The sequence below is a fragment of the Pseudomonas sp. GW821-FHT03A09 genome (assembly GCF_059421065.1).
In genome coordinates, this window is the sequence record NZ_JBWKUX010000005.1 from 361,510 (window position 1) to 385,644 (window position 24,135).

26 protein-coding genes and 1 pseudogene are annotated in these 24,135 nt (G+C 61.5%); 13 read left to right on the forward strand and 14 right to left on the reverse strand.

The window, feature by feature from the left end; genetic code table 11:
• Positions 1 to 7 precede the first annotated feature (7 nt).
• Positions 8 to 133: pseudogene (locus AC07V4_RS11980) on the forward strand (cyclic nucleotide-binding domain-containing protein); the annotation flags it as partial.
• Here AC07V4_RS11980 and AC07V4_RS11985 read toward each other — a convergent pair.
• On the reverse strand, positions 130 to 414 hold the full coding sequence (locus AC07V4_RS11985; protein WP_492636156.1) for a hypothetical protein: 285 nt from the start codon (positions 412 to 414) through the stop codon (positions 130 to 132). The pseudogene AC07V4_RS11980 and the gene AC07V4_RS11985 sit on opposite strands and share 4 nt — an antisense overlap.
• 78 nt (positions 415 to 492) lie before the next feature.
• On the opposite strand from AC07V4_RS11985, the gene AC07V4_RS11990 reads away from it, so the two are divergent.
• Positions 493 to 1,179: a spermidine synthase gene (locus AC07V4_RS11990; RefSeq protein ID WP_492636155.1), complete on the forward strand. Its 687-nt coding sequence runs from the start codon at positions 493 to 495 to the stop codon at positions 1,177 to 1,179.
• A gap of 131 nt (positions 1,180 to 1,310) precedes the next feature.
• On the opposite strand, the gene AC07V4_RS11995 is transcribed toward AC07V4_RS11990, so the two are convergent.
• Positions 1,311 to 2,231, reverse strand: coding sequence for a ParB/Srx family N-terminal domain-containing protein (locus tag AC07V4_RS11995; protein WP_492636154.1), 921 nt, complete (start codon positions 2,229 to 2,231; stop codon positions 1,311 to 1,313).
• 98 nt (positions 2,232 to 2,329) lie between these two features.
• Here AC07V4_RS11995 and AC07V4_RS12000 point away from each other — a divergent pair, with 98 nt between their 5' ends.
• From AC07V4_RS12000 to AC07V4_RS12010, 3 genes are all read left to right on the forward strand, one after another.
• Positions 2,330 to 2,704 (forward strand): YajD family HNH nuclease, encoded by a 375-nt coding sequence (locus tag AC07V4_RS12000; protein WP_010212122.1) that lies wholly within the window; start codon positions 2,330 to 2,332, stop codon positions 2,702 to 2,704.
• 168 nt (positions 2,705 to 2,872) lie between these two features.
• Positions 2,873 to 3,340: an RNA methyltransferase gene (locus AC07V4_RS12005; RefSeq protein WP_003189607.1), complete on the forward strand. Its 468-nt coding sequence runs from the start codon at positions 2,873 to 2,875 to the stop codon at positions 3,338 to 3,340.
• A gap of 67 nt (positions 3,341 to 3,407) precedes the next feature.
• Positions 3,408 to 3,758 (forward strand): YgaP family membrane protein, encoded by a 351-nt coding sequence (locus AC07V4_RS12010; protein WP_492636153.1) that lies wholly within the window; start codon positions 3,408 to 3,410, stop codon positions 3,756 to 3,758.
• A gap of 143 nt (positions 3,759 to 3,901) precedes the next feature.
• On the opposite strand, the gene AC07V4_RS12015 is transcribed toward AC07V4_RS12010, so the two are convergent.
• Entirely contained in the window at positions 3,902 to 5,122 is a 1,221-nt protein-coding gene (locus AC07V4_RS12015; RefSeq protein ID WP_492636152.1) for a hypothetical protein, read from the reverse strand.
• A gap of 13 nt (positions 5,123 to 5,135) precedes the next feature.
• On the reverse strand, positions 5,136 to 5,585 hold the full coding sequence (locus AC07V4_RS12020; protein ID WP_003172524.1) for a YcgN family cysteine cluster protein: 450 nt from the start codon (positions 5,583 to 5,585) through the stop codon (positions 5,136 to 5,138).
• Positions 5,586 to 5,739: 154 nt separating this feature from the next.
• On the opposite strand from AC07V4_RS12020, the gene AC07V4_RS12025 reads away from it, so the two are divergent.
• Positions 5,740 to 6,324 carry a nitroreductase family protein gene (locus AC07V4_RS12025; protein WP_492636151.1) on the forward strand — a complete coding sequence of 195 codons (585 nt, stop codon included), beginning with the start codon at positions 5,740 to 5,742 and terminating at the stop codon, positions 6,322 to 6,324.
• A gap of 125 nt (positions 6,325 to 6,449) precedes the next feature.
• Here AC07V4_RS12025 and AC07V4_RS12030 read toward each other — a convergent pair whose 3' ends face one another.
• From AC07V4_RS12030 to AC07V4_RS12050, 5 genes are all read right to left on the reverse strand, one after another.
• Positions 6,450 to 7,382, reverse strand: coding sequence for a D-2-hydroxyacid dehydrogenase (locus tag AC07V4_RS12030; RefSeq protein WP_492636150.1), 933 nt, complete (start codon positions 7,380 to 7,382; stop codon positions 6,450 to 6,452).
• A 107-nt stretch (positions 7,383 to 7,489) separates the two neighbouring features.
• Positions 7,490 to 7,783, reverse strand: a complete 294-nt coding sequence (locus AC07V4_RS12035; protein ID WP_071488977.1) for a YcgL domain-containing protein — start codon at positions 7,781 to 7,783, stop codon at positions 7,490 to 7,492.
• Positions 7,780 to 8,913 (reverse strand): ribonuclease D, encoded by a 1,134-nt coding sequence (gene rnd, locus AC07V4_RS12040; protein ID WP_492636149.1) that lies wholly within the window; start codon positions 8,911 to 8,913, stop codon positions 7,780 to 7,782. Before rnd ends, AC07V4_RS12035 begins: the two co-directional genes overlap by 4 nt.
• A gap of 122 nt (positions 8,914 to 9,035) precedes the next feature.
• The gene (locus AC07V4_RS12045; protein WP_492636148.1) at positions 9,036 to 9,635 is read right to left on the reverse strand and encodes a class I SAM-dependent methyltransferase; all 600 of its coding nucleotides are present in this window, start codon (positions 9,633 to 9,635) and stop codon (positions 9,036 to 9,038) included.
• A 101-nt stretch (positions 9,636 to 9,736) separates the two neighbouring features.
• Positions 9,737 to 11,107, reverse strand: a complete 1,371-nt coding sequence (locus tag AC07V4_RS12050; RefSeq protein WP_492636147.1) for a glutamine synthetase family protein — start codon at positions 11,105 to 11,107, stop codon at positions 9,737 to 9,739.
• Between the two features lie 402 nt (positions 11,108 to 11,509).
• On the opposite strand from AC07V4_RS12050, the gene AC07V4_RS12055 reads away from it, so the two are divergent.
• Together AC07V4_RS12055 and AC07V4_RS12060 are read left to right on the forward strand one after the other, a co-directional pair.
• On the forward strand, positions 11,510 to 12,274 hold the full coding sequence (locus AC07V4_RS12055) for a transporter substrate-binding domain-containing protein (RefSeq protein WP_492636146.1): 765 nt from the start codon (positions 11,510 to 11,512) through the stop codon (positions 12,272 to 12,274).
• 50 nt (positions 12,275 to 12,324) lie between these two features.
• Entirely contained in the window at positions 12,325 to 13,161 is an 837-nt protein-coding gene (locus tag AC07V4_RS12060; RefSeq protein ID WP_492636145.1) for a cache domain-containing protein, read from the forward strand.
• A gap of 131 nt (positions 13,162 to 13,292) precedes the next feature.
• Here the strand turns inward: AC07V4_RS12060 and AC07V4_RS12065 are convergent, their stop codons facing one another.
• Together AC07V4_RS12065 and pobA are read right to left on the reverse strand one after the other, a co-directional pair.
• A complete protein-coding gene (locus AC07V4_RS12065; protein ID WP_492636144.1) occupies positions 13,293 to 14,810 on the reverse strand; it encodes an MDR family MFS transporter in 1,518 nt (505 codons plus the stop codon).
• A gap of 67 nt (positions 14,811 to 14,877) precedes the next feature.
• Entirely contained in the window at positions 14,878 to 16,062 is a 1,185-nt protein-coding gene (pobA, locus tag AC07V4_RS12070) for a 4-hydroxybenzoate 3-monooxygenase (RefSeq protein ID WP_492636402.1), read from the reverse strand.
• A gap of 189 nt (positions 16,063 to 16,251) precedes the next feature.
• On the opposite strand from pobA, the gene AC07V4_RS12075 reads away from it, so the two are divergent.
• Positions 16,252 to 17,127: a helix-turn-helix domain-containing protein gene (locus AC07V4_RS12075; protein WP_492636143.1), complete on the forward strand. Its 876-nt coding sequence runs from the start codon at positions 16,252 to 16,254 to the stop codon at positions 17,125 to 17,127.
• Here AC07V4_RS12075 and AC07V4_RS12080 read toward each other — a convergent pair.
• Positions 17,120 to 17,299: a hypothetical protein gene (locus tag AC07V4_RS12080; RefSeq protein ID WP_123715057.1), complete on the reverse strand. Its 180-nt coding sequence runs from the start codon at positions 17,297 to 17,299 to the stop codon at positions 17,120 to 17,122. The genes AC07V4_RS12075 and AC07V4_RS12080 overlap by 8 nt on opposite strands.
• A 100-nt stretch (positions 17,300 to 17,399) precedes the next feature.
• Entirely contained in the window at positions 17,400 to 18,305 is a 906-nt protein-coding gene (locus AC07V4_RS12085; protein ID WP_492636142.1) for a LysR family transcriptional regulator, read from the reverse strand.
• A gap of 105 nt (positions 18,306 to 18,410) precedes the next feature.
• On the opposite strand from AC07V4_RS12085, the gene AC07V4_RS12090 reads away from it, so the two are divergent.
• Together AC07V4_RS12090 and AC07V4_RS12095 are read left to right on the forward strand one after the other, a co-directional pair.
• Positions 18,411 to 19,277 (forward strand): MBL fold metallo-hydrolase, encoded by an 867-nt coding sequence (locus AC07V4_RS12090; RefSeq protein WP_492636141.1) that lies wholly within the window; start codon positions 18,411 to 18,413, stop codon positions 19,275 to 19,277.
• Between the two features lie 34 nt (positions 19,278 to 19,311).
• Positions 19,312 to 19,926, forward strand: a complete 615-nt coding sequence (locus AC07V4_RS12095; protein WP_492636140.1) for an NAD(P)-dependent oxidoreductase — start codon at positions 19,312 to 19,314, stop codon at positions 19,924 to 19,926.
• 114 nt (positions 19,927 to 20,040) lie between these two features.
• Here AC07V4_RS12095 and AC07V4_RS12100 read toward each other — a convergent pair whose 3' ends face one another.
• On the reverse strand, positions 20,041 to 20,919 hold the full coding sequence (locus AC07V4_RS12100; protein ID WP_492636139.1) for a LysR substrate-binding domain-containing protein: 879 nt from the start codon (positions 20,917 to 20,919) through the stop codon (positions 20,041 to 20,043).
• A 111-nt stretch (positions 20,920 to 21,030) separates the two neighbouring features.
• Here AC07V4_RS12100 and AC07V4_RS12105 point away from each other — a divergent pair, with 111 nt between their 5' ends.
• Positions 21,031 to 22,656: a 5-guanidino-2-oxopentanoate decarboxylase gene (locus AC07V4_RS12105; protein ID WP_492636138.1), complete on the forward strand. Its 1,626-nt coding sequence runs from the start codon at positions 21,031 to 21,033 to the stop codon at positions 22,654 to 22,656.
• Positions 22,653 to 24,095, forward strand: a complete 1,443-nt coding sequence (locus AC07V4_RS12110; protein WP_492636137.1) for an aldehyde dehydrogenase family protein — start codon at positions 22,653 to 22,655, stop codon at positions 24,093 to 24,095. The genes AC07V4_RS12105 and AC07V4_RS12110 overlap by 4 nt, the downstream gene beginning before the upstream one ends.
• Positions 24,096 to 24,135 lie beyond the last annotated feature (40 nt).

Here is a 24,135-nt window from a genome sequence, read left to right on the forward strand (position 1 = left end):
ACTTAGGGCCGTGCTCGACGGCGAACGGCGCTCCGCCAGCTGTGTGGCGGCGAAGATGATCCGCGCTATTGCGATTGCCCTCTCCAAGCGCTTGCGCATGGCCGATGGGCAATTACTCTCGCAGCAGTATTAACCGCCGGGCGTCTTCGGCTTGCTGTCGTTCTGTTGCAGGCCGGGCACCGTTTGATCTTTTGGCGGCGCGGGCAACACGATCGGCACCAGCGCGGGCGAGCCATTGGCGGTGGCTTTGGGGGCGACGGGCGGACTGACTTGCGGATACAGCGTGGGCGTCGGTGTGCCCGGCGCACCGGGGGTTGGCGCGGGTGCGACCGGCACGGTTTGCACCTCTTGCGCCTGCGCCGTACCCAATGTGAGCGCGCCAAGCACAATGACCGTTAGAATGTTGCACTTCATCGATGGCTCCATGGCCTGACCGGAATGTCGTAAGGCTACTCCCAACCGCGCAAGAATGCCCTTCCCAATGAGATTTCCATGAAACGTTTCGTTCTGCTGGACACCACTCCGATCCCCGACAACGGCGGAGCCTTGTGCCTGTTCGAATACGGTGAGGATTTTGTCATCAAGATTCAGGGCGGTGACGGCGGCCAGTTGATGAACACGCGCATGCACGGTTCCGAAGATGCACTGGCGGAGATTCCTTGCCGTAAAGTGGCCGGGCGTCCGGGCTCACGGGTACTGATCGGCGGGTTGGGCATGGGCTTTACCCTGGCCTCGGCGCTCAAGCATTTGGGCAAGACGGCCGAAGTGGTGGTCGCGGAGTTGGTGCCCGGCGTGGTGGAGTGGAACCGCGGCCCGCTCGGGGAAAAATCCGGACGCCCGCTGCTGGACCCGCGCACCACAATCCGCATGGAGGACGTGGCCAAGGTACTGCAAGCCGAGCCCCAGGGCTTTGACGCGATCATGCTCGACGTCGACAACGGCCCCGAAGGCCTCACGCAAAAGGCCAATAGCTGGCTGTACTCCGCCAGTGGCCTGGCCGCCTGTGCCAAGGCCCTGCGCCCCAAAGGCGTTTTGGCCGTGTGGTCGGCCAGCGCCGACAAACTGTTCAGCGACAAACTGCGCAAGGCCGGGTTCAAGGCCGAAGAGGTGCAAGTGTTTGCCCATGGCAACAAGGGCACCCGGCATACCATCTGGATTGCCGAGAAGCTCAAGGGCTGAACACGATTCACCCAACGCAGAAAATCCCCTGTGGGAGTGGGCTTGCCCGCGATAGCGCCGTAACAGTCAACACATCTGCCGTCTGATACACCGCTATCGCAGGCAAGCCAGCTCCCACATTTTGTGCTGGGTCAGTTTCGGGATTTGCGGTAATCGATCACGTACGGCACTTTTTTATCGAAGGTCTTCTCAAGCTCATCGCGATCCAGTTGGGTCATGCCACCCAGTTGGCGGGCGGTAAAACCGCTGTCACCCACCTGTGAACCCGGCGCCAGGCTGACCATGCGCTTGGCCACCGCTTCGATGGCATCCTTGTAGCCGCTCTTCTTGTTCAGGTTGTACGCGCTCAGGTCAACTTGGGTGCGCAACCAGTTGCCCCAGTAGAACTCCAGGAATTCCGGCGCAATCGCACCGTCATCCGGCTTGCCATAGGCGGCCTTGCGGGTGAAATACACCAGGCTGCGGAAAGTATCGTCCTGCAAGTTCTTGAAGCCCAGGTGCGCCGGCAGTTGCTCGGGCGGCAAGGTCTGGCCCTGGTTGTCCTTGAGCCAGACCTTGCGCGCCGCCTGCATGCGCTGCCAGAAGGTGGCCATGTCCGGGCTGTTGCTGAAGTCGTCGGTGACCTTGACCCACATTTTCAACTGCGAACCGCCGCCAGTGGTTTCCCACAAGGTGGTGAACGTGTGGTGGCCATCGGTCAGGTACAACTGGCCCGCGGGGCCGACCACCACGGTTTTCATGTCTTCGGGATGGGTGCCCACCGGGTCCTTGCAGGTGAAGCTGTCGGGTTTGTGCAGGTCGGCTTTTTTCGGCACTTTGTCAGCGCTGCCCTGGCCGTTGGTCTCGCAGTATTCATCGAAAACCTTGGCGGGTTTATCGGCGAACAAGCCGAGGCTGTAATAAATCTGGTCAAAACCCACCACGGCCTGGGTCGGGTGCAGTCGCTCCAGGGCCACCTCGATCACCTCTCCGGGTTTGGGTGTGGAGAACGCTTGGGCCTGGGCGGTAACGACACACAGCAGTAACGCAACAATCCATGAATGCAGACGCATGAGTTTCAGATCCTTATATGTAAAGTGAAGCAGTCATTTGCAACGCGAGCGGCTAGAATCAACCCTATCCGTGAACCGCAAGATAGCCAGGAGCCATGATGAGCTCGACCAACCCGCCCTCCCACACCGCCAAGCTGGATCGCATCCTCGCCGATGCCCAGCGCGACCGGGAAATGGGCTACCGCGACAAAGCCTTGAAGATGTACCCCCACGTGTGCGGCCGCTGCGCCCGTGAGTTCTCCGGCAAACGCCTGAGCGAACTGACAGTACACCACCGAAATCACAATCATGATGACAATCCCCAGGACGGCTCCAACTGGGAGTTGCTGTGCCTGTATTGTCACGACAACGAACACTCGCGCTACACCGACCAGCAGTATTTCGGCGACGGCTCCACCAGTAGCCCGACCATTGCCAAGGCCACGCATAACCCGTTTGCGGCGTTGGCTGGCCTGATGAAGAAAGACGACTGAAGGTCTTCTTTGCCTGTCCTGGCCCCATCGCAGGCAAGCCAGCTCCCACATTTGAACGTGTTCACAAGTCAAAATGTGGGAGCTGGCTTGCCCGCGATAGCTATCCCCCAAACACCGCATCCCTCCAAGGCCGTATAATCGCCGTTTTTCTCCAAGGCACCCTTCCCCGTGGGCAATAAACGCTACAGCTGCATCGGTCTGTATAACCCCAAATCCCCCGAAAACGTCGGCTCGGTGATGCGTGCCGCCGGCTGCTACGGCGTGGCCTCGGTGTTCTACACCGGCGTGCGTTACGAGCGCGCCCGGGACTTCATCACCGACACCAAGAAGGTCCACCACGACATTCCGCTGATCGGCATCGATGACCTGAAAAAGATCCTGCCCCTGGGCTGTATCCCGGTCGCCGTGGAACTGGTGGAAGGCGCCCGCCCGCTGCCCGAATACACCCACCCCGACCGCGCGCTGTACATCTTCGGCCCCGAAGACGGCTCCCTCGACAAAGAGATCCGCGACTGGTGCGAAGACGTGGTGTATATCCCGACCACTGGCTGCATGAACCTCGCCGCCACCGTCAACGTGGTGCTTTACGACCGCCTGGCCAAGGGCAACAACACCCGTTCAGGCCCCAAGTACTGATTTTTCGGGAACATCCAGCGCCTGCGAACAGTCAGCTACTTACACTTGCCCTTGTTGGAGACAGACCATGAGCGACAGCAAAAACCTGCGACCGATCATCGAACACGCACCACTCGACACCCCGCCGACTCAGAACGTGCACGGCTGGGAACGTATCGGCTCGGTAGCCGGCGGCGTGATGATGGTTGGCAAAGGCCTGCGCCGTGGCGGGATTTTCGGCTTGATCCAAGTGGCGATCGGCGGTGTGGCGCTGGCCCGTGGCTTCACCGGGCACAGCTCGCTCAAGGACAAACTGGAACAGGGTCGCCAAGACATGAACAGCGTGCGCACGAAGATCGAGCGCGCCGGCCAAGAGCTGAAGAACCTCAAGACCAAGGCCGAAGTGGCGGCTGAGAAAACAACCAAAACCACCGGCTGAAGGTGATCTTCCGGATAGTGGAGATCAACATGTGGGAGCGGGCTTGCCCGCGAATACGGTGGATCAGTTGAAACATCTGTAACTGACACACCGCCTTCGCGGGCAAGCCCGCTCCCACATTTGGTTGTGTGCAAGGTTTGGGCTCAGCGCAGCAGTTTGTTGTCCAGCACCACCGACGACTCGCCGATCACACTTTCAGCCAGTTGCACAAACTCAGCAGTGGTAATGCCGTTCGAGCGCATGACCCCCTGCGCAAGGTCATCCAGCGAGCGCTTGTTGTGGGTTTTCACGCGGATCTCGCGGTCCAGTTCCTGCAACACCACCACCGCCCGGGCCACGGCGCCGGCGCTGATGTGCTCACCCCGCAGGGTGGTGACGTCCTTGCCTTCCTTGCTCAACCGCGCCTGGATGGCTGCGTAGCGCTCGTCGGTGATGCCACCGGCGCGGCGCACCAGCTCGATCGCGTAATACTCCCCCAGCCCCTCGCGAATCCAATCGCTACTGTCGTGATCATTGAAGCGGCCAATGGCCTGCACCACTTCGCGGATCAACGGGCTGCTGCCGCTTTCACTGACCAGCGGTGTGTGGCTGTTGAGGTAGATCGAATCGCGCGACGCCACAACACCCCGGCGCATGGGGTCGCTGGCGCCCACGATCAACAGTTTCGCTGGATGGCGCGGGAACGCCGCCTCCAATTGCGGCCAGACGAACGTCAGCAGCGTCAGTACATCCATGCGCCGCATGCCCTGCCCTTTGGGGGCAGCCACGGTGACTTCGGTTTCACCAAGTCGCATACGCCGGCTACCCAGGGTTCCGGCAAGCATCCAGCCGGTGGGGCGGTCGAACAGGCGGGAGACGTTGTCGATGCGAAATTTGTTTTTGCCGATGCGCGGCCAGGCAGTTTCGATGCTCTTCCAACCTGCCGGCAGTTCGAACACCAGGCGCGAGACCAGCTCGATGCCGTCTTGTTGATCCAGCCGCGCAGCCGGCACCAGGTCTTCACCGCGAAACAGCGCCCAGTTGGGCGTCATCCGCGCTTCATAGGTGCCAGGTTTGCGCGCATGGGTAAGGCGGACGCGATAGGTCAGGCTGGCTTTGTCGGCACTGGGTTGCCACAGGCCACGGCTGCCGGTGACTTTCCATTGGCCGTCGGCCTTGAAGTCGCTGTAGTCACCCGCGCGGCCCAGGTCGAAGTCGAGGCTGCGCACCGCCGAGCCCTGGGACAGGCTCAGGCGCACTTCGGCCTGGTCGCTCTGGGGCAGCAACTTGACGTGATAGTCCAGGTCGACTTTCTTCGCACACCATGCCGGCATGCTCAACGCCAGCAACATCAGGCCCGCCGCCAGCTTGGTTCCCACCCGCATACTCACTCCTTGTTCAGCCCGCGCGGAAGATCAGGTAATCCTCCCAGTCGTCTTCGGGCACGCTGCCTTCGCTGAGCATGCGCCCGGACTGGGAAATGCGTTCGTGATGCACTGCGTCGCGGTCGCCACAGACCAGGTGATGCCAAAGCGGCAGGTCTTTACGCTCGCTAACCAGTCGGTAGCCGCAAGTCGGCGGCAACCACTTGAACTGATCAGCCTGGCCCGGGGTGAGCTGGATGCAATCAGGCACCGAGGCACGGCGGTTGGGGTAGTCGGTGCACTGGCAGGTTTTCAGGTCGAGCAGTTTGCAGGCGATACGCGTGTAATAAACGCTGTTGTCGTCTTCGTCCTCAAGCTTCTGTAGGCAGCACAGGCCACAGCCGTCGCACAACGACTCCCACTCCTCCTGATCAAGGTGTTCAAGGGTTTTGCGTATCCAGAAAGGTTCGACTTTGGCGGCCATGGCTCTACATCAACATCGCTAGGTGAAAAGGCCGCCAGTCTAGTGCCCAAGGCCCTTGGGGCCAAGCGCTTACGACTGGCGGTGTGACAAGACTTGTCAGTCTAGTGGCCGCGCAGTAGCTTTGAGCACCGAATTGACGATCAGGAAATGCTCAATGACACGTGTTGCCGACTATCCAATCCACACCCAGTTCACCGACCGCTGGTCGCCTCGCGCTTTCACCGGCGAAAGCATCCCGCAGGACACCCTGTTGAGCTTTTTCGAAGCCGCACGCTGGGCACCGTCGGCCTACAACTCACAGCCGTGGCGTTTCCTGTATGCGCGCCGCGACACGCCAAACTGGGAACGCTTCCTGGGCCTGCTCAATGAATTCAACCGTGGTTGGGCGCAGCACGCGTCGGCCCTGGTGATCATCGCCTCGAAAACCGACTTCACCGCCCCCGGCGCCAGCGAAGAAACCCCAGCCCTGTGGCACACCTTCGACACCGGCTCGGCCTGGGGCCACTTGGCGCTGCAAGCCAGCCTCGCCGGCTGGCACACCCACGGCATGGCCGGTTTCGATCAGGAACTGACACGCAAAGAGCTGAAGATTCCGCAGGGTTATGCTCTGCACGCGGCGGTGGCCGTGGGCAAGCTGGGTGACAAATCGACCTTGCCGGAGTACCTGCAAGGCCGTGAGGCGCCAAGCCCGCGTCGGCCGTTGAGCGAGCTGGTTTCGGAAGGTGACTTCAGCCTCTGACGCTGACGCAATACCCAATGTGGGAGCGGGCTTGCCCGCGATGGCAGTGTGTCAGCTACAGAGATGTTGGCTGGCCTACCGTCATCGCGGGCAAGCCCGCTCCCACATTTTGATTAGCAGTGGCTTCAGTAGCCGCGTTCGAAGCTGACTTCCCCGCGCAACGCTTCCTTAGCCTGATACGCCCGCAGGTTTTGCACAAACAACTCCACCATCATCGAAGGCGACGTCGGTGCCGAACTGTGCCCGGTCAGCAACAGGCCCCACGCGGTCCAGAACGGATGGCGTTGCGGCAGCGGTTCCTGGCGGCATACATCGATCACCGCACCGGCCAGGTGCCCTTCTTTCAAGGCTTCGACCAGATCGGCATCTACCACCGCCACGCCGCGCCCGACGTTGATGAACAACCCGGTCGGCTTGAATTGCTTGAACAGCGCAGCGTCGTACAGATCATGGGTGTCAGGTGTATTGGGCAGCAGGTTGATCACGTAGTCCACCTCCCCCACCAACCGACCCAGTTGATCCAGCCCGACCACCTCAGTAAACGGCGCCTGCTCCCGCGCACTGCTGGCGATGCCATACAGCTTCACACCGAACGGCACCAGGAACTCGGCCACGCGCTGGCCGATATCGCCGGTGCCGACGATCAGCACCTTGCGCCCCGCCAGGCTCTGGCCCATGCGGTTGTCCCACTTGCGCTCGACCTGGCTGACCAGCCGCGCCAGCACTTCACGTTCATGGCCCAGCATGTAGGTGAGGACAAACTCGGCCATCACCTGGCCAAAGATGCCGACCGCTCGGGTCAAGCGATAGTGGCGCGGCAAGCCTTCGGCCAGCAGTGGCGTGATACCGGCCCAGGTCGATTGCAGCCACTGCGGCTGGTGGCCCTGGCGCAACAGGGTGGCCAGCAGGTCCGGCTGGCCCAGCCATACCGGGCAATCGGCGGCCAGGCGCGACAGTTCGGCCGAATCGCCGCTGGTCAGTACCTCGAGGTCCGGCGCCGCGTCACGCAGCAGTTGGGCGTAGAGCGGGTGATCCTGCTCAGCAATCAGAACACGCATGGTTCAAACCTTTCAAAAACAATACGGACGGCCGCCCGCATCCTTACGGCCACCGCCCACTTATACGATTCCATTGAAGCAAGTGCCCCGGGCGGGGCACTGATCGATCACATCGGGTCGTTGCGGCGCAGCAGCTCTTCAGGCAAGTGTTCGATGTACTCGTCCTCGGCCGGCGGCATTTGCAGGTGGTAGCCCTGCTTGTCGAGGTTTTCCAGGACTTGCACGATGTCTTCCTGTTGCAGCTTGCGCTCGGGCGTCAGTACCAGATCGAACGCGTGCGCCGGCTTGCCGAAAATAGTGATCAGGGCTTCAGGCACACGTTCAAGGGCGTCGCTCTTGAGCACGTAGAGGTACATGCCTGTGCGTTTCGAACTGCGGTAGATGGAACAAATACGTTTCAAGGCTGTTCTCCGGCAATGGCCAGGCTGTCGAGCAGCGCCTGGCCCATCAACTCGCGGCGCCAGCCACGCAGCGAGTCTGGCAATTGGTAAGGCCCATCGGGGTAGCCGCTTTTAACCAGGGCTTCGAGGGTTTTCTTGCGCAGCATCAGTTCCGGCGCCATGTCCAGGCGTTCGGCAAACGCCTGGCCCAAGGCACGCAGCTCTTTGATCAACGCGGCGGCGTCTACCGGCAGGGGTTCTGCGACGGCAGGCGGCCATTGGTCCATTGACACGCTACCGGCACGCTTGATCAGGTCCAGCAGGAACTGGCCATCCTGACGCACGGTGCGCGGATGCATGTCTTCGATCTTGCCCAGGGCGGCAAGGTTATCCGGCTGGGATTTGGCCAGGGGCCATAACGAATGCTCACGAATGATGCGATTGCGCGGCAGGTCACGGGCACGGGCTTGCTGTTCGCGCCAGGCGCACAGTTCACGCAGTACGGCGAGCTGGGCGCGGGACAGTTTCCACGCCAGCTTGGCCTCGCGGTACACCTCGTACGGGTCGACTTCGCGGCGCAGGTTGGCCACTAGCTCGGCGCCGTCTTCCAGTACCCAGGCGTATTTGTCATCGGACAGGCGCGGACGTAGCCGGGTGTAGACCTCGGCCAGGTGCACAGCGTCTTCGGCGGCGTAGCTCACTTGCGTCTCGGACAGCGGCCGCTGCAGCCAGTCCGAGCGGGTCTCGCCCTTGGGCAACTCGATATCGAGCACGGCCTGCACCAGCCGCGAGTAACCCATCGAGAAACCGAGGTTCAGGTAAGCCGCGGCCAATTGGGTGTCGAACAGCGGCACCGGCAAACTGCCAGTCAGGCGCAACAACACTTCGAGGTCTTCGCTGCAGGCGTGCACCACCTTGATCACCGCTGGATTTTCCAGCAAGGCGGCCAAAGGTTGCCAGTTGTCGATGGTCAGGGGATCGATCAGGTAAGCGCGTACGCCATCGCCAATCTGGATCAGCCCGGCAATGGGATAAAAGGTGTCGACCCGCATGAATTCGGTGTCGAGGGCGACGAATGGCAACTGCTGCCATTCGGCGCAATGTTGGCCGAGGCTATCGTTGTCGCAGATCCAGTGAATATCGATGGCCACACGGCTCTCCCTTGAAGAATGGCGCGCAGTATATATCGCGAAAGGGGCTTGCGAGCATTCGCAGTGCACACACGATCATGAAAACTCCGACAAGAGACGGAGAATAGTCCGACGAGCGGGACTTATCCTCTCTTACGTAGAACGTAGATCCGCCACGACGTGGAGCCTGGGAGGAACTCCTGGTAATTCAGGACTTTGAAACCGGCTTCGCGGAACTCACCCTCCACCAGCGTTCGCGCACTCACCGAGACGATCACGGTGTCACGGCTGACCCGATGAAACTCGCGCAGCAAGGTTAAACGCACATCACTGTCGGGGACATGGCGAAACAATTCCAGGCAGAAAATGCAGTCCACCGCATTCGCCGACAGGCCGATGGAAAACGCCGAGCCTTGAAAAGTCTTGATCCGCTTGAGCAGCGTCGCCGGGTGATGGGTGCGGGCATGGTCGAGCATGGCCTGGGAGTTGTCCGAAGCCAGGATCACCCGGTTGACGTGTTCGCCCAGTACTGGCCAGAACTGCCCCGAGCCGCAGGCCAGGTCAAGAATCAGCCCCGGCTCGCCCGCCACTTTCAATGCATGGCGTACCAGCCGCGCCGTACGCCACGCGGCCAAGCGCTGCAACAATCCTTGCGGGCGGGTATCACCGCAGACTAGGGCATGCTCACGGTCACAGCGCTCGGTGAATTCGATCTCGATGGAGGATGGAGGTTGTGGCGACATCACGGGCTCATGTAAGCGAAACGGTAGTGAACGACCTTGATCCACAGCTTAATCACTGCAACGTGAAAAAAAGGTCGAAACCGCCGCCGTCGCAAATCCCTTCAGGCCTGGTTCAGGTACCAGCGCCAATCCTGCTCGCCGACTTCGCCCATGAACTGGCGATATTCGGCGCGTTTGACCGCCAGGAATACCCCGAGGAACTCGCTGCCGAACGCATCCCGTGCCCAGCTCGAAGCCTCCAATGCACGCAGGGTGGTGAGCCAGTCCGTAGGCAAAAACTCCTTGGCCTGGGCATAACCGTTGCCTTCCACCGGGGCGCCTGGATCGCTTCGTTCGCGGATGCCACGGTGGATGCCGGCCAGCATCGCGGCGGCAGCGAGGTACGGGTTGGCGTCGGCACCGCAGATGCGGTGCTCGATATGCCGCGAGCTCGCCGGGCCGCCGGGCACGCGCAGGCTGACGGTGCGGTTGTCCACGCCCCAGGTAGCGGCCAAGGGCGCGTAGCTGTTGGTCTGGAAGCGGCGGTAGGAGTTGGCGTTGGGGCAAAACATCAGCAGCGAATCGAGCAAAGTGTCGAGCATGCCGCCTACCGCCTGGCGTAGCAGCGGTGTACCGTCGGCGGCTTCGCTGGCAAACAGGTTGTTGCCTTCAGCATCCGCCAAGCTGACGTGCATGTGCATGCCAGTACCTGCCAGGTCGTCGAACGGCTTGGCCATGAAGCAGGCGGTCATCCCGTGTTTATGGGCCACGCCTTTGACCAGGCGTTTGTAGCGCACCGCTTCGTCCATGGCTTGCAGGGCATCGGCGCGATGCTCCAAGGTGATTTCCACCTGGCCCGGGGCGTATTCGGAGATCGCCGTGCGCGCCGGGATGCCTTGCAGTTTGCAGGCGCTGTAGAGGTCGGCCAGAAACGGCTCGATCTGCTCCAGCTCACGCAGGCCATACACCTGGGTCGAGCGTGGGCGATGGCCGTCCACATCCCGCGCCGGTTGTGGGCGACCGTTGCTATCGGGCTTCTGGTCGAGCAGGTAGAACTCCAGTTCCGCAGCCATCACCGGGTAATAGCCGTCGGCTTTCAACCCGTCGATGACCTTGGCCAGCAAATGCCGAGGGTCGGCCACCGTGGCGGGCAGACCTTCGGTGGGGTGCATGCTGACCTGCACGGCGGCCGTCGGGATCAACCGCCACGGCATGCGCTGCAGGCTGCCGCTGACCGGGTAGGCGCGGCAGTCGATATCACCGACCTCCCACACCAACCCAGAGTTTTCCACATCGTCGCCATTGATGGTCAGGCCGAGGATGGTGCTGGGCAGTGGCCGGCCACTTTCATACACCGCCAACAGCTCATCGCGGTGCAGTAACTTGCCCCGTGGCACGCCGTTGTTATCGAGGATAAACAGCTCGAACATTTCGATGTCCGGGTTGTGTTCAAGGAACGCTTGGGCTTCGTGCAGGCTGGCAAAAACACTCATGGCAATTCTCATACGTTTGCGTCAGGCAGGCGCACAGGCGCCGCCGGGCAGATGCGCACAGGCGCGCGTCATCCATGGGGAAGATCAACGTAGAAGAGAGGTATCTGGTGGGCGGGCGTGACGGCAGTGGAACAGCGCCCAGAACGCCAACTCGGACGGTAAGGCCTCGACGACCGTCGAACCACTCGGCACTAAAACGCCAGGCGATGTCTCGGGGTGAGTGTCGGGGGAACCATCCATGTGTCAATCACAGTGAGGGAGATGCCAGCCAGCGTCACACGCGGGCAAAGGTTGTTCAATTCAGGGTTGGCGGAGTTTGGTTGCGACGGGGCTAAACATTTGCCATCCCACCACCTGCTGGAAATAATGGCCTCCCCGCCCATGCCCCAAGGACTCGACCGCATGAAAGCTCCGCTGGCCTTCTGTTTTTTGGCAAGTCTGACCACCCACGCCCTGGCCGATTCGCGCCTGGATGACGTGCTGCAACGTGGCACGCTGACCGTCTGCACCACCGGCGACTACACACCCTACTCCGCCCTGCGCGCCGATGGCCGCTATGAAGGCATCGACATTGCCATGGCCGAATCCTTGGCCAAGAGCCTCAACGCAAAGATCCACTGGGTGCCCACCACCTGGAAAACCTTGATGCCGGACTTCCTTGCCCAACGCTGCGACATCGCCGTGGGTGGTATTTCCGTGTCCCTGGAGCGTCAGAAAAAAGCGTTCTTCAGCCAGCCCTTGGGCGTCGACGGCAAGATCCCATTGGTGCGCTGCGCCGATGTGCAGCGTTACCAGACCATCGCGCAGATCAACCAACCACAGGTGCGGGTGATCGAGCCGGCAGGCGGCACCAATGAAGTGTTTGCCCGCGCCCATCTGGGCCAGGCGCAGATACGCCTGCATGACAACGTGACCATCTTCGACGAACTGCTGGCAGGCAAGGCCGATGTGATGATCACCGACGCCAGCGAGGCGCGTTATCAGCAGAAGCAGAAACCGGGGCTATGCGCGGTCAACCCGGAGCAGTACATGCAATTCAGCGAAAAAGCCTTCCTGCTGCCCCGGGATGATGTGGCGTGGAAAAGCTACGTCGACCAGTGGCTGCATCTGAGCGTGGCCACTGGCGTGTACGCAGGCATCGTCAACCAGTGGCTGGCGGCGCCTTGAGCCGCCGCCGTCTACGCTGTTGTCACATCAACAAGAAGGAGGGATAGGGAATGAAGGGATTGCTCCGAATCACCTGGCTGCTGCTGTTGTGTTTCGGCTCGGTGCACGCGGCCACTCAGGATGAGGACGCACAGGCCGCCAAGACCCTGCTGGAAAAAGCCTTGGCTTACTACCAGAGCAACGGCGACAAAGCCTTCGCGGCGTTCAGTCGTCAGGGCGACTTCATCGACCACGATCGTTATGTGTTCGTGGTCGACACCCAAGGTGTGCTGCTGGCCAGCGGCGGGCCCTCTTCCGCCTTGATCGGCCGCGACGTGTCCGAGCTGCTCGGCCCGGACCTGCAAGCCTCGTTCAAACAAGCACTGGCCACCCCCGAAGGCCAGGGTATCCAACAAGCCGATTACCGTTGGCAGAACTGGAACGATGGCAAGGTCGAACACAAGCACGTGTTTTATCAGCGCATGGGCCAGCGCATCCTGGCAGTGGGTTACTACCTGCCACGGGCCACGCCGGAACAAGCGCGGGCGTTGCGCGACAAGGCGGTGAAAGCGCTGCTCAAGGATGAGGCCGGTACACTCAAGGCCATCAACTCACTGGAAGGCGGGTTCCTGCAGGATGACCTGTATGTGTTCGTGGTGGACCTGGATACCCGGCGCTATGTGGCTCACGGCACCAACTTGCGCCTGGTCAACACCGACTTCAGCAAGATCAAGGACCCGGACGGCAAGCCTGTCGGCGAGCCGATCCTGCACTTGATGGCCCAGCAGGACCAGAGTGAATACAAGTACCGCTGGAAAAACCCGGCAACCGACAAGGTCGAGAACAAGCATGCGTACTTGCGCAAGGCCGGGCATTTCATGGTCGCTGTCGGGTACTACAGCCCTTGAGGCTGAAAAGCGGTTAAACCTGTGGGAGCGGGCTTGCCCGCGATGTCGGTGGATCAGTCACTGAATGTATCGACTGACACGCTGCCATCGCGGGCAAGCCCGCTCCCACATGGGGTTCTATGGCGTACCTGCTAACGGGCCTTGTCTTCACGACCGCGCAACAGACGGTTAGGCATCGCTACCGCTGCCGCCAACCCCAGCAGCGACACTGCCGCACTCACCATCAGCAAATGCCGGAACGTCACCGCCAGCTCACCGCGCAAGGCATCCTGCGCCGGGCCCGGGGCGGCTTTCAAGCCATCGAGCAGCACGTTGCCGGAGCTGCCTTCAGCCACCAGCGAACCGCTGGCCAGGTGGGCGAAACTGGAGTCCTGCAACAGCGCCAGCAACAGTGCCGACATACACGCCACCCCGACCGCGCCGCCCAGCGAACGGAACAGGTTAGTCGTGCTGGTAGCAACGCCGATGTCCCGCTGCTCAACGGAGTTTTGCGTACCGACCAACGAAGTCGGGAACTGCATGCCCACGGCGATCCCGCACAGCAGCATGAAGATCGCTGTCAGCCCGACCGCCTGCGGCGCGCTGTAGGCCATGCCTAGAATCGCGAAAGGACTCAACAGTGCGCCGGTAAGAATCATCGGTTTATAGCGCCCCGTCACCGAGGTCATGCGCCCGGCAAAGTAAGCCCCCATTGGCAAACCCACGGCCAACGGCAGCAGGTGCAAAGCGGCGCTGTCGGCACCAGAGCCGGTCACCGTCTGATAACGCAGGGGCATCAACACCGTCAGGGAGATCGCCTGGAAGCTGGTGAAGAAAATCGTGCACCAGCACAGCACCGCAGTGCGATTGGCGAACAGGTGCATCGGCAACAATGGCTCCCGCGCACGCCGTTCGTGCCAGACAAATACCGTCAATGCCACCAACGCACAGGCCAGCAGCCCCAGCACCTGTTCGTCACGCCAATGATGGCCCTGGCCGATTTCGGTAATGCCCAACAGCAAGGCCGTCAGGCCGATGATCATCAGCACGGTGCCGAGGTAATCGATGATCGGCTTGCGTTGTGGCACCGGCAGCCCTACCAGGGTGCGGTAGGCCACGTACCAGGCCCCAGCGCCCAGGGGCAGGTTGATCAGGAACACCCAGCGCCAGGACAGGTACTCGGTCATGTAACCACCCAGCACCGGCCCGGCCACGCTGGCCACCGCGTACATGCTGCTGAAGTAACCCTGATAGCGCCCACGCTCGCGGGGCGGGATGATGTCACCGATGATCGCCTGGCTCACCGAGATCATCCCGCCGGCGCCGATGCCCTGGAGAATCCGCGCCAGCACCAGTTGCTCCATGCTTTGCGCCATGCCGCAGAACAGCGAGGCCAGGGTGAACACGCCCATGCCGATCAGCATCATCGGGCGCCGCCCGTAAAGGTCGCCGAGCTTGCCATAGATCGGCACCGCCACCGTCATCGCCACCATGTAGCCGGAGATCACCCAGGCCAGCAGGTTGACGTCATGGAATTGCGCGGAAATGGCCGGCATCGACACGGCGACGATAGTCTGGTCCAGGGCTCCGAGAAAGATCGCCATCATCAAGGCGACGAGCACACTGCGTACGGCGGGAACGGGTTGGGTGGGTTGATTCAGGTGGGTCACGGCAGAACCTTCGAGCAAGACCCGCGAGGCAGGGAAAGCGCGCGGGAATGCTCGATACGATAGCAGGCTACTCGATAGCTTCGTAAGGAAGGCCGACGTAATTTTCTGCGATGGTCTGGCGACCGGCCTGCGAGTGAATGAAGTATTCAAGCTCGCTCTGTGCAATGCGCTGGCTGAAGGCATCCGCCTCCGGAAACGCGTGCAACATCGAGGTCATCCACCAGGAAAACCGTTCGGCCTTCCACACACGCCGCAAGCAGATGGCGGAATATCGCTCCAGCAAGTCCACCCGCCCTTCGCGGTATACCTTGAGCAAGATCCGATACAGCGTACTCACGTCACTGGCCGCCAGGTTCAAGCCCTTGGCTCCGGTCGGCGGCACGATATGCGCAGCGTCCCCCAGCAGGAGCAGACGCCCGTACTGCATCGGCTCCACCACAAAACTGCGCAGGGGCGCGATGCTTTTCTCGATCGACGGGCCGGTGATCAATCGTTGCGCAAGGGGGCCTGGCAGGCGGGTTTTAAGCTCATCCCAGAAGCGCTCATCCGGCCATTCCTCCAGCGCTTCATCCACCGGGACTTGCAGGTAATAGCGGCTGCGGCTCGGTGAGCGCATGCTGCACAGGGCAAAGCCGCGTTCGTGCTTGGCATACACCAGTTCGTCATGAATCGGCGGCGTGTCGGCCAGGATGCCCAGCCAGCCAAAGGGGTAGACCCGCTCGAAAACGCTCAGCGACTCGGCCGGGATCGACTGCCGGGCTACACCATGAAAGCCGTCGCAGCCGGCAATGTAGTCACACTCCAGGCGAAAGGTTTCGCCCTGGTGCTCGAAGGTCAGCCAGGGCCGATCACTTTTCAGATCCTGGGGCTGCACATTCGATGCTTCGTACAAGGTGACAGCGCCAGCAGCGGCGCGGGCGGTCATGAGGTCGCGGGTGACTTCGGTCTGACCGTAGATCATCACCGATTGGCCACCGGTCAGTGCCTTGAGGTCGATGTGGGTCAGTTCGCCATTGAGTGCGAGTTCGAAACCGTCATGCACCAGCCCTTCGGCGTCCATACGTCGGCTGACGCCCGCCTCGCGCAAGAGGTCGACCATGCCCTGCTCCAGCACCCCGGCACGTATGCGACCTTGTACATAATCGGCGCTCTGGCGCTCTAGAATCAGGGTCTGGATACCCGCGTTATGCAACAGTTGGCCTAGCAGCAATCCCGAAGGACCGGCGCCAATAATGGCGACTTGGGTTTTCAGTATTTTCATTATTTTTATCGCCCGCAAGCTTCACCCGAACCGATCAAGTGAAAGAGTTGTCATTGCTCTTGTTGCTGACATTTTTCGCTTGAGCGAGCAGCATAAGAAGGTGAAAACTGCCAGAAAGCCTGCACTTTTTGCCAATTGGGGCGATTACCGCACCACTGTCCTGAGTATCGGATTGAAACCATGACCAAAACCGCGATTCCGGTCTTCAAGCTTTACGGAGAAAGCCAGCAATGGCCGACACCCGATTTGTTGCACTGCGAAACCATTTCCCGACGGAGTCGGGAATACCAGTGGGAAATCCAGCCCCACCGGCACGCGGATCTGTGCCAATTGCTCTACGTCCACAAAGGCCAGGCTCACCTGGAAATCGAAGGCCAGCGCACCACGCTCAACGAAGCCACCCTGCAAGTGCTGCCGCCCTTGTGCGTGCACGGGTTTCGGTTTGCCGAAGAAGTGCAAGGCTACGTGGTGACGTTGTCGGCACCGCTGGTCAGCCACTTGCAGGCGCAGTTGGGCTCGACGGTCGGCGGCCTGCAAACCTTAGGAAATTATCCGGCGGGCAAAGACAGCGAGTATCTCAACGCGCAGTTCGCCCGCCTGCAGGACGAATACGCCGATGAGCAACCGGCGCGCGACATGATGATGCATGCCCTGGTCAGCGTGCTGCTGGTGTGGATCAGCCGTCAGGCGATCCAGCGGCGCCACCCACGGACGCCCCGGGGCCGCGAGTATTTTCGCCGCTTCACCCAGTTGGTTGAACAGCATTACCGCGAGCATCCCAAGATCGAAGACCTGGCCCACAAGCTGGGCATCTCGGTCTCACACTTGAACGGGACGTGTCGGGAGTTGGGCGGCCAGCCCGCGTTGCAGATCATGCACGACCGCCAGTTGCTGGAGGCCAAGCGCTTGCTGACTTACACCAGCATGACCATCAATGAAATGTCGGAGGTGTTGGGGTTTTCCGACCCAACGAATTTCTCTCGGCTGTTTCGCCGACGGGTCGGGTTCTCGCCCAAGGCGTTTCGCGAGCAATTGAAGGCTGAGCAGCCTACCTGAGCGCGCTGAAACTGCCGGTGCGGGGAACGCATTGGTCCTGATGACAACTGATTGCGAATGCCGCCGGTTGCATGCGCGTTTGTTCAACGCGGTAGGCGGCAGTCCCATACAGCGCCGTGGCGAATGCGCTGAGGGTGAAAATCATCAGGTATTTTCTGGTTTTGATGCTCATGGCACAGACCTCTGCACGGATCTACACAGTGCTGTTATAAGCATAGGTCAGTCAGGGCTAGTTGCCATTATTGGGCGTCATTCAACCGGTTTATGTCGGTTTACAGACCGACGTCCCACACCGGCTCTTCCGGAAAGCGCAGTACCAGGAAATCCAGCAGGCTGCGCAGGGCCGACGGCATGTGCTTGCGTGAGGCGTACACCGCGTAAATGCTCATATGCCGGGGCTCAGCCTGGGGTAACAAGCGCACCAACTCGCCTGCGCGAATGTAGTCACCGGCCTGGTAGCTGGGCAATAGCGACACACCGGCACCGGCCAGCGTCGCACGCAATAGGGTGCTCGATTCGTTGGCGGTGATGTTGCCCTGCACTGGCACCGAGACATGCTCGCCCCCTTCTTCGAAATGCCACAGGCTTTTGCCGAAATAAGAGTGGGTGAGGCAGTTGTGGCGGGCCAGCGCTTCAACCTTCTGTGGGGCAGGATGCTCGAGCAAATAAGCCGGCGAAGCACACACCATGGAACGACAGACAGTCAGGCGCCGGGCAATCAGGTTGGGGTCCAGGTCATTACTGGTGCGGATGGCCACGTCGATACGTTCGTCCACCAGGTTCACGGTACGGTCGAGCATTTGCATATCCACCGTCACCAAGGGGTAGAGCTTGACGTACTCGGCGATGGCGTCCGCCAATTGCGCCTGGCCGAACGAGGTGCTGACACTCAAGCGCAACAGGCCACGAGGCGCGTCATCGGGTTCGGCGACGGCGGCTTGCATGTCGCAACACAGGTCCAACAGTTGCTTGCAGCGCGGCAGGGTTTCACTGCCGGCGGCGGTCAGGCTCAACTTGCGCGTGGTGCGGTGCAACAGGCGAGCGCCGACCCAGTCTTCCAGCTCGGCCAGATAGCGCGAGACCACGGGGCGTGACAGGTCCAGGTGGTCGGCGGCGGCGGATTGGCTGCCCAAGTCCACGACTGTGACAAACACGCGCATTGCTTGAAGACGATCCATGATTTGCCCGCTTTCAGAAACAAACTATGTCCAAGCATCGCATTTTTTGTTGCGTTTGGTGCAACTAAGCTCTGTGCATCCCTTAGCAACGGCAGGAGCTGCCCGATGTTCTCGACCTTCAAACGCTTGACCCTGGCCACCGCCGCCCTGGCTTTTGCAGCCCACGCGGCAGCGGCCGACCTTAAACTCGACGTGTACAACCCAGGCGAAGCCGCGATCTTCCCGGTCAGCTCGGTGCTGGTCAGCGGTGCCAAGGACGCGATCCTGGTGGATGCGCAGTTCGGCAAAAGCCAGGCCGAGCAGCTTGTGCAAAAGATCCGCGCCAGCGGCAAGCACCTGACCACCATCTACATCAGCCATGGCGACCCGGACTACTACTTCGGCCTCGACACCCTGACCGCTGCCTTCCCCGACGCAAAGGTGCTGGCACCGCAACCGGTAGTCGACCATATCAAGGCCACCGTGGCTGGCAAGCTGGAATTCTGGGGCCCGAAAATGGGTGCCGACAAACCGGCCAAAACCATCGTGCCGCAGGTGCTTGAGGGCCACAGCCTGACACTTGAAGGTCAGCAACTGGACGTTGTCGGCCTCGGCGGCCCGCAGCCGGATCGCAGCTTTGTATGGATTCCATCGATCAAGGCGGTGGTGGGCGGCGTGGTCGTCGCAGAAAACATCCACCTGTGGATGGCCGACACCCAGAGCGCGCAGTCCCACAAAGATTGGTTGGCTACGCTGCAACGTATCGAACAGCTGAAACCGCACACCGTGATTCCAGGTCACTACTTGGGCAGCCCGTCGCTCAAATCCGTGGCCTTCACCGCGGACTACATCAAAGCGTTCGACGAAGAAACCGCCAAGGCCAAGGATTCCGCCGCCCTGATCGCGGCCATGAAGAAGCGTTACCCAACCCTCGCTGACGAAAGCTCTCTGGAACTGAGTGCCAAAGTCGCCAAGGGCGAAATGAAGTGGTGATTGGTTTTAAACCCTGACCGTACTGGAGAATGTCATGAGCAAGATCGCAATCATTGGTGCCACCGGCCGTGCCGGTAGCCAACTGCTGGAAGAAGCGCTGCGCCGTGGGCATACCGTCACTGCCATCGCTCGTAACACTGACAAGCTGGCGGCACGCCCGGGCCTGACCGTCAAGCAAGTCGACGCCCTGGATGCCAATGCCCTGCAACAAGCCGTGAGCGGCAATGATGTGGTGATCAGTGCGGCACACTTCACCACCCTGCCCGCCAGTGCCGTCATCGGCCCGGTGAAAAAGGCCGGGGTCAAACGCCTGCTGGTGGTAGGCGGTGCCAGCTCCCTGCTGCTGCCAGACGGCGGTCGGTTGCTCGACAGCCCGAACTTCCCGGCCGAATACAAGGTAGAGGCCACTGCGGGTGCTGCATTCCTGGATGAGCTGCGCAAAGAGAAGGAATTGGACTGGACGTTCCTGTCGCCATCGGCGGAGTTCGTGGAGACCGAGCGCACCGGCAAATTCCGCCTGGGCCAGGATAATTTGCTGGTGAGCAGCGAAGGTCGCAGTTGGATCAGTTTTGCTGACTTCGCCATCGCTTTGATCGATGAAGTGGAAACACCGAAGCATCCGCGCCAGCGCTTCACCGTCGGCTACTGATTCAACTCGGTAAAACTGTGGGAGGGGGCTTGCTCCCGATAGCGGAGTGTCAGTCACTGCATCTGTCACTGATCCGCCGCTATCGGGAGCAAGCCCCCTCCCACATTTTGATCTTCAGTGTTCAGGAGACTTTGCCTGACTCACTAGCCACTCCATCAATGCTTCCAACCCTGCCGACGGCTCAGTCTCCGGCGGATACACCAAGTAATACCCCATCCCCGTCGGCACCCGCAGTTCAAACGGCATCGCCAACCTTCCTGCCATCACATCCTCGCCAATCAACGCGCTGTCGCCAATCGCCACGCCTGAACCTTGTGACGCCACCGTCATGGCCAGATCCAGCGTCTCGAAATGATGCCCCTGGGCCAGATTGCTCAAGCGGGTGTTCGCCGCTTTCAACCACAATGCCCAGTCCCGTTCATCCCGCGTGGGGTGCAGCAGCACCTGTCGCTGCAAATCTGCCGGTGTGTGCAAGCCTGGGAGCAACGCGGGGGCGCAGACCGGCGTGAGTTGTTCATCGAATAAATGCCGCGCCTCGGCCGATTGCTCGGCAATGGGCGCATAAATCACCGCCGCGTCGAATTGCTCACGGCGAAAGTCCACGGTGTAGGCCACGGTGGTGGTCAGTTCCACCGGCACGTCCGGGCGTTCTTTTTGCCATTGCATCAGGCGCGGCAGCAGCCAACGCATCACACAGGTAGACGCCTTGAGTTGCAGGGTTTGGCGGCGGCTGCCGATCTGCTCCACCGCGTCACCGATCAAGCCAAACACCTGCTGCGCCCGCAGCGACCATTCGCGACCTTCTTCAGTCAGGCTCAAGCCCCGCGCCTGGCGCTGGAACAAGGCGTAGCCCAAATGGTTTTCCAGCCCGGCAATCTGCCGGCTCACCGCGCCTTGGGTAATGTGCAACTGCTCGGCGGCGCGGGTGAAGTTGCAGCACTGGGCCGTGACCCAGAACGTGTGCAAGGCGGGCAGCGGTGGAAGGCGCTTCATTGGAATTGAGCCATGACGTGAGGACATGGCTAGTATGACTTTTTATCGATTGTTGCCGCTACCGGCCAGCCGCTCCAATACCGCCTCGAATCCATAACAAGAGCGACAAGCATGGCGACCTGCGGCGAAGTATTGGTCAACCTCCTGGAAAGCTACGGTGTGGACCAGGTGTTCGGTATTCCCGGCGTGCACACCGTGGAGCTGTACCGCGGCCTGGCCCGTTCCGGCATCCGTCACGTCACCCCGCGCCATGAACAGGGCGCCGGATTCATGGCCGATGGCTATGCACGCACCAGTGGCAAGCCCGGCGTGTGCTTCATCATCACCGGCCCCGGCATGACCAATATCACCACCGCCATGGGCCAGGCCTATGCTGACTCGATCCCGATGCTGGTGATCTCCAGCGTGCAATCGCGCAGCCAATTGGGCGGCGGGCGCGGCAAGTTGCATGAGTTGCCGAACCAGAGCGCAATGATCGCGGGCGTGGCGGCGTTCTCCCATACCTTGATGTCGGCCGCAGAATTGCCCGGCGTACTGGCGCGAGCCTTTGCATTGTTCCAGGCCGGTCGACCGCGCCCGGTGCATATCGAAATCCCGTTGGACGTGCTGGTGGAAAACGCCGATGCGTTGCTGGGCAGCGAGCCCATCAGCGTGGCCCGAGCCGGTGCGGCGCCGTCGGCGGTCAAGCAGATGAGCCAGTTGCTCGCCGCAGCGAAACGCCCGTTGATCCTGGCGGGTGGTGGCGCCATCGATGCCGCCCCTGAACTCACGCGCCTGGCCGAAACCTTGGGTGCACCGGTGGCCCTGACGATCAATGCCAAGGGCATGCTGCCCTCCTCTCATCCGCTGCTGATCGGCTCGACCCAGACACTGGTCGCCACGCGTGCGCTGGTGGCCGAGGCGGACGTGGTGCTGGCCATTGGCACCGAGCTGGCGGAAACCGACTATGACGTGACCTTCGCCGGCGGCTTCGAAATTCCGGGTGCGTTGCTACGTATCGACATCGACGCCGACCAGACTGTGCGCAATTACCCGCCCCAGGTCGCGCTGGTGGCCGACGCGCAAATCGCCGCCACGGCCTTGCTGGATGACTTGCGCAGCAAGCCTCTGCCTGACCGGGATTCAACCTGGGGCGAGCAACGGGTCGCCCGCCTGTGGGCCGAACTGACACCGACGTGGGATGCAGCCACCCGTGCGCAAACCCTGCTACTCAACACCCTCCTGGATGAATTGCCCGGCGCCGTGCTGGTGGGCGACTCCACCCAACCGGTGTACAGCGGCAACCTGACCCTCAACCTCGACCACCCGCGTCGCTGGTTCAACTCTTCCACCGGCTACGGCACCTTGGGCTATGCCTTGCCGGCGGCGATCGGCGCATGGCTGGGGCGTGGCGATGGGCAACCGGTGGTGTGCCTGATCGGTGACGGTGGATTGCAATTCAGCCTGCCGGAACTGGCCAGTGCGGTGGAAGCGCGCACGCCGGTCATCGTGCTGCTGTGGAATAACCAGGGCTATGAAGAAATCAAGAAATACATGGTCAACCGCGCCATCGAGCCGGTGGGCGTAGACATCTACACGCCGGACTTTATCGGCGTGGCCAAAGCCTTGGGCTGCGCGGCCGAAAGCGTCCACGGCATCGAACCGTTGCGGGCGGCGTTGCGGGCGGCAACGGATCGCCAGGGGCCGACATTGATTGAAATCGACCAGGCATTGTGGATGCAGGCGGTGGCGGTATGAGCACGGTATTGAACGGTGTCTACATCAATGGCACTTGGCGCGCCGGCCATGAAGTCTTGGAGGTGATCAACCCGGCCACGGAAGCGCCCCTGGCCCTGGTCAGTGTCGGTGATGCCGTGGCGGTGAAGCTGGCAGTGGATGCTGCCAGCGCGGCCTTTGCCGACTGGTCGAAAAGCACGGGGGGTGATCGCGCCGCCCTGTTACGCAAAGTCGCCCAAGGCGTGCGCGAGCAGCGTGAACAATTGATGCACATACAGGCGAGCAACAATGGCAAGCCGCTGTTTGAGGCGGGCATCGATGTGGACGACGTGGTCGCCACCTTCGAGTACTACGCCGGCGTCTGCGACGCGATGGACGCGGGACAAGACGCCCCGGTGGCACTGCCCATCGACGAGTTCAGCGCACGCCTGCGCCGGGAACCGTGCGGCGTGGTGGGACTGATCGTGCCGTGGAATTTCCCGATGGTGACCACCGCCTGGAAACTCGCCCCGGCCCTTGCCGCTGGCTGCTGCGCAGTGCTCAAGCCATCGGAAGTCACGCCGTTGGCCGAGCTGCAGCTGGCGCGGATCATCGCCGAGGCCGGGTTTCCGGCGGGGGTGTTCAACCTGGTATGCGGCACCGGCTTGGCCGTGGGTGCGCCGCTGGCGGCAGACCGTCGGGTGGCGAAGATTTCCTTCACCGGCAGTAATGCGGTGGGCGTCCAGGTAATGCAACGTGCCGCCGAAACCGTCAAGGGCGTGAGCTTGGAGTTGGGCGGTAAATCGTCGCTACTGGTGCTGGCGGATGCCGACCTCGACCTGGCGGTTGAACTGGCCTGCGGTGGTGGTTTTTTCAACGCCGGGCAAATGTGCTCAGCCACTAGCCGAGTGCTGGTGGCTGACAGTTTGGCGGATGAGTTCCTGCAGCGTTTGCAGGCACGGGCTGAAAGTATTCGTGTCGCGGCCCCGTTTACCGACGATGTGGAAATGGGCGCACTGATCAACCGTGCGCAGTACCAGCGGGTGCTGGGGCATATCCAGCGCGGCGTGCAGGACGGCGCCCGACTACTGTGCGGCGGAGCACGCCCGACGGACCTGGAAAAAGGTTACTTCATCCGCCCGACCGTGTTTACCGACGTGCCGCTGGACAGTGCGCTGTGGAACGAAGAGATCTTCGGCCCGGTGCTGTGTGTCCGCCGTTTCGCCGATGAAGCCGAGGCCATCGCCCTGGCCAACGACAGCGACTTCGGCCTGGTCGCCAGCGTGGTCAGCCGCAACGTCGAAACCGCCGAGCGCGTGGCCAATGCCTTGCAGGCCGGGATGGTGTGGATCAACGCCCCGCAAGTGATCTTCCCGCAAACAGCGTGGGGCGGTTACAAGCAGAGCAGCATCGGCCGCGAGTTGGGGCCGTGGGGGTTGGCGGCGTTTCAGGAGATCAAGCATGTGATCCGCTCTATCTAATGTGAGAGGGGGCTTGCCCCCGATAGCAATCTGTCAGCCA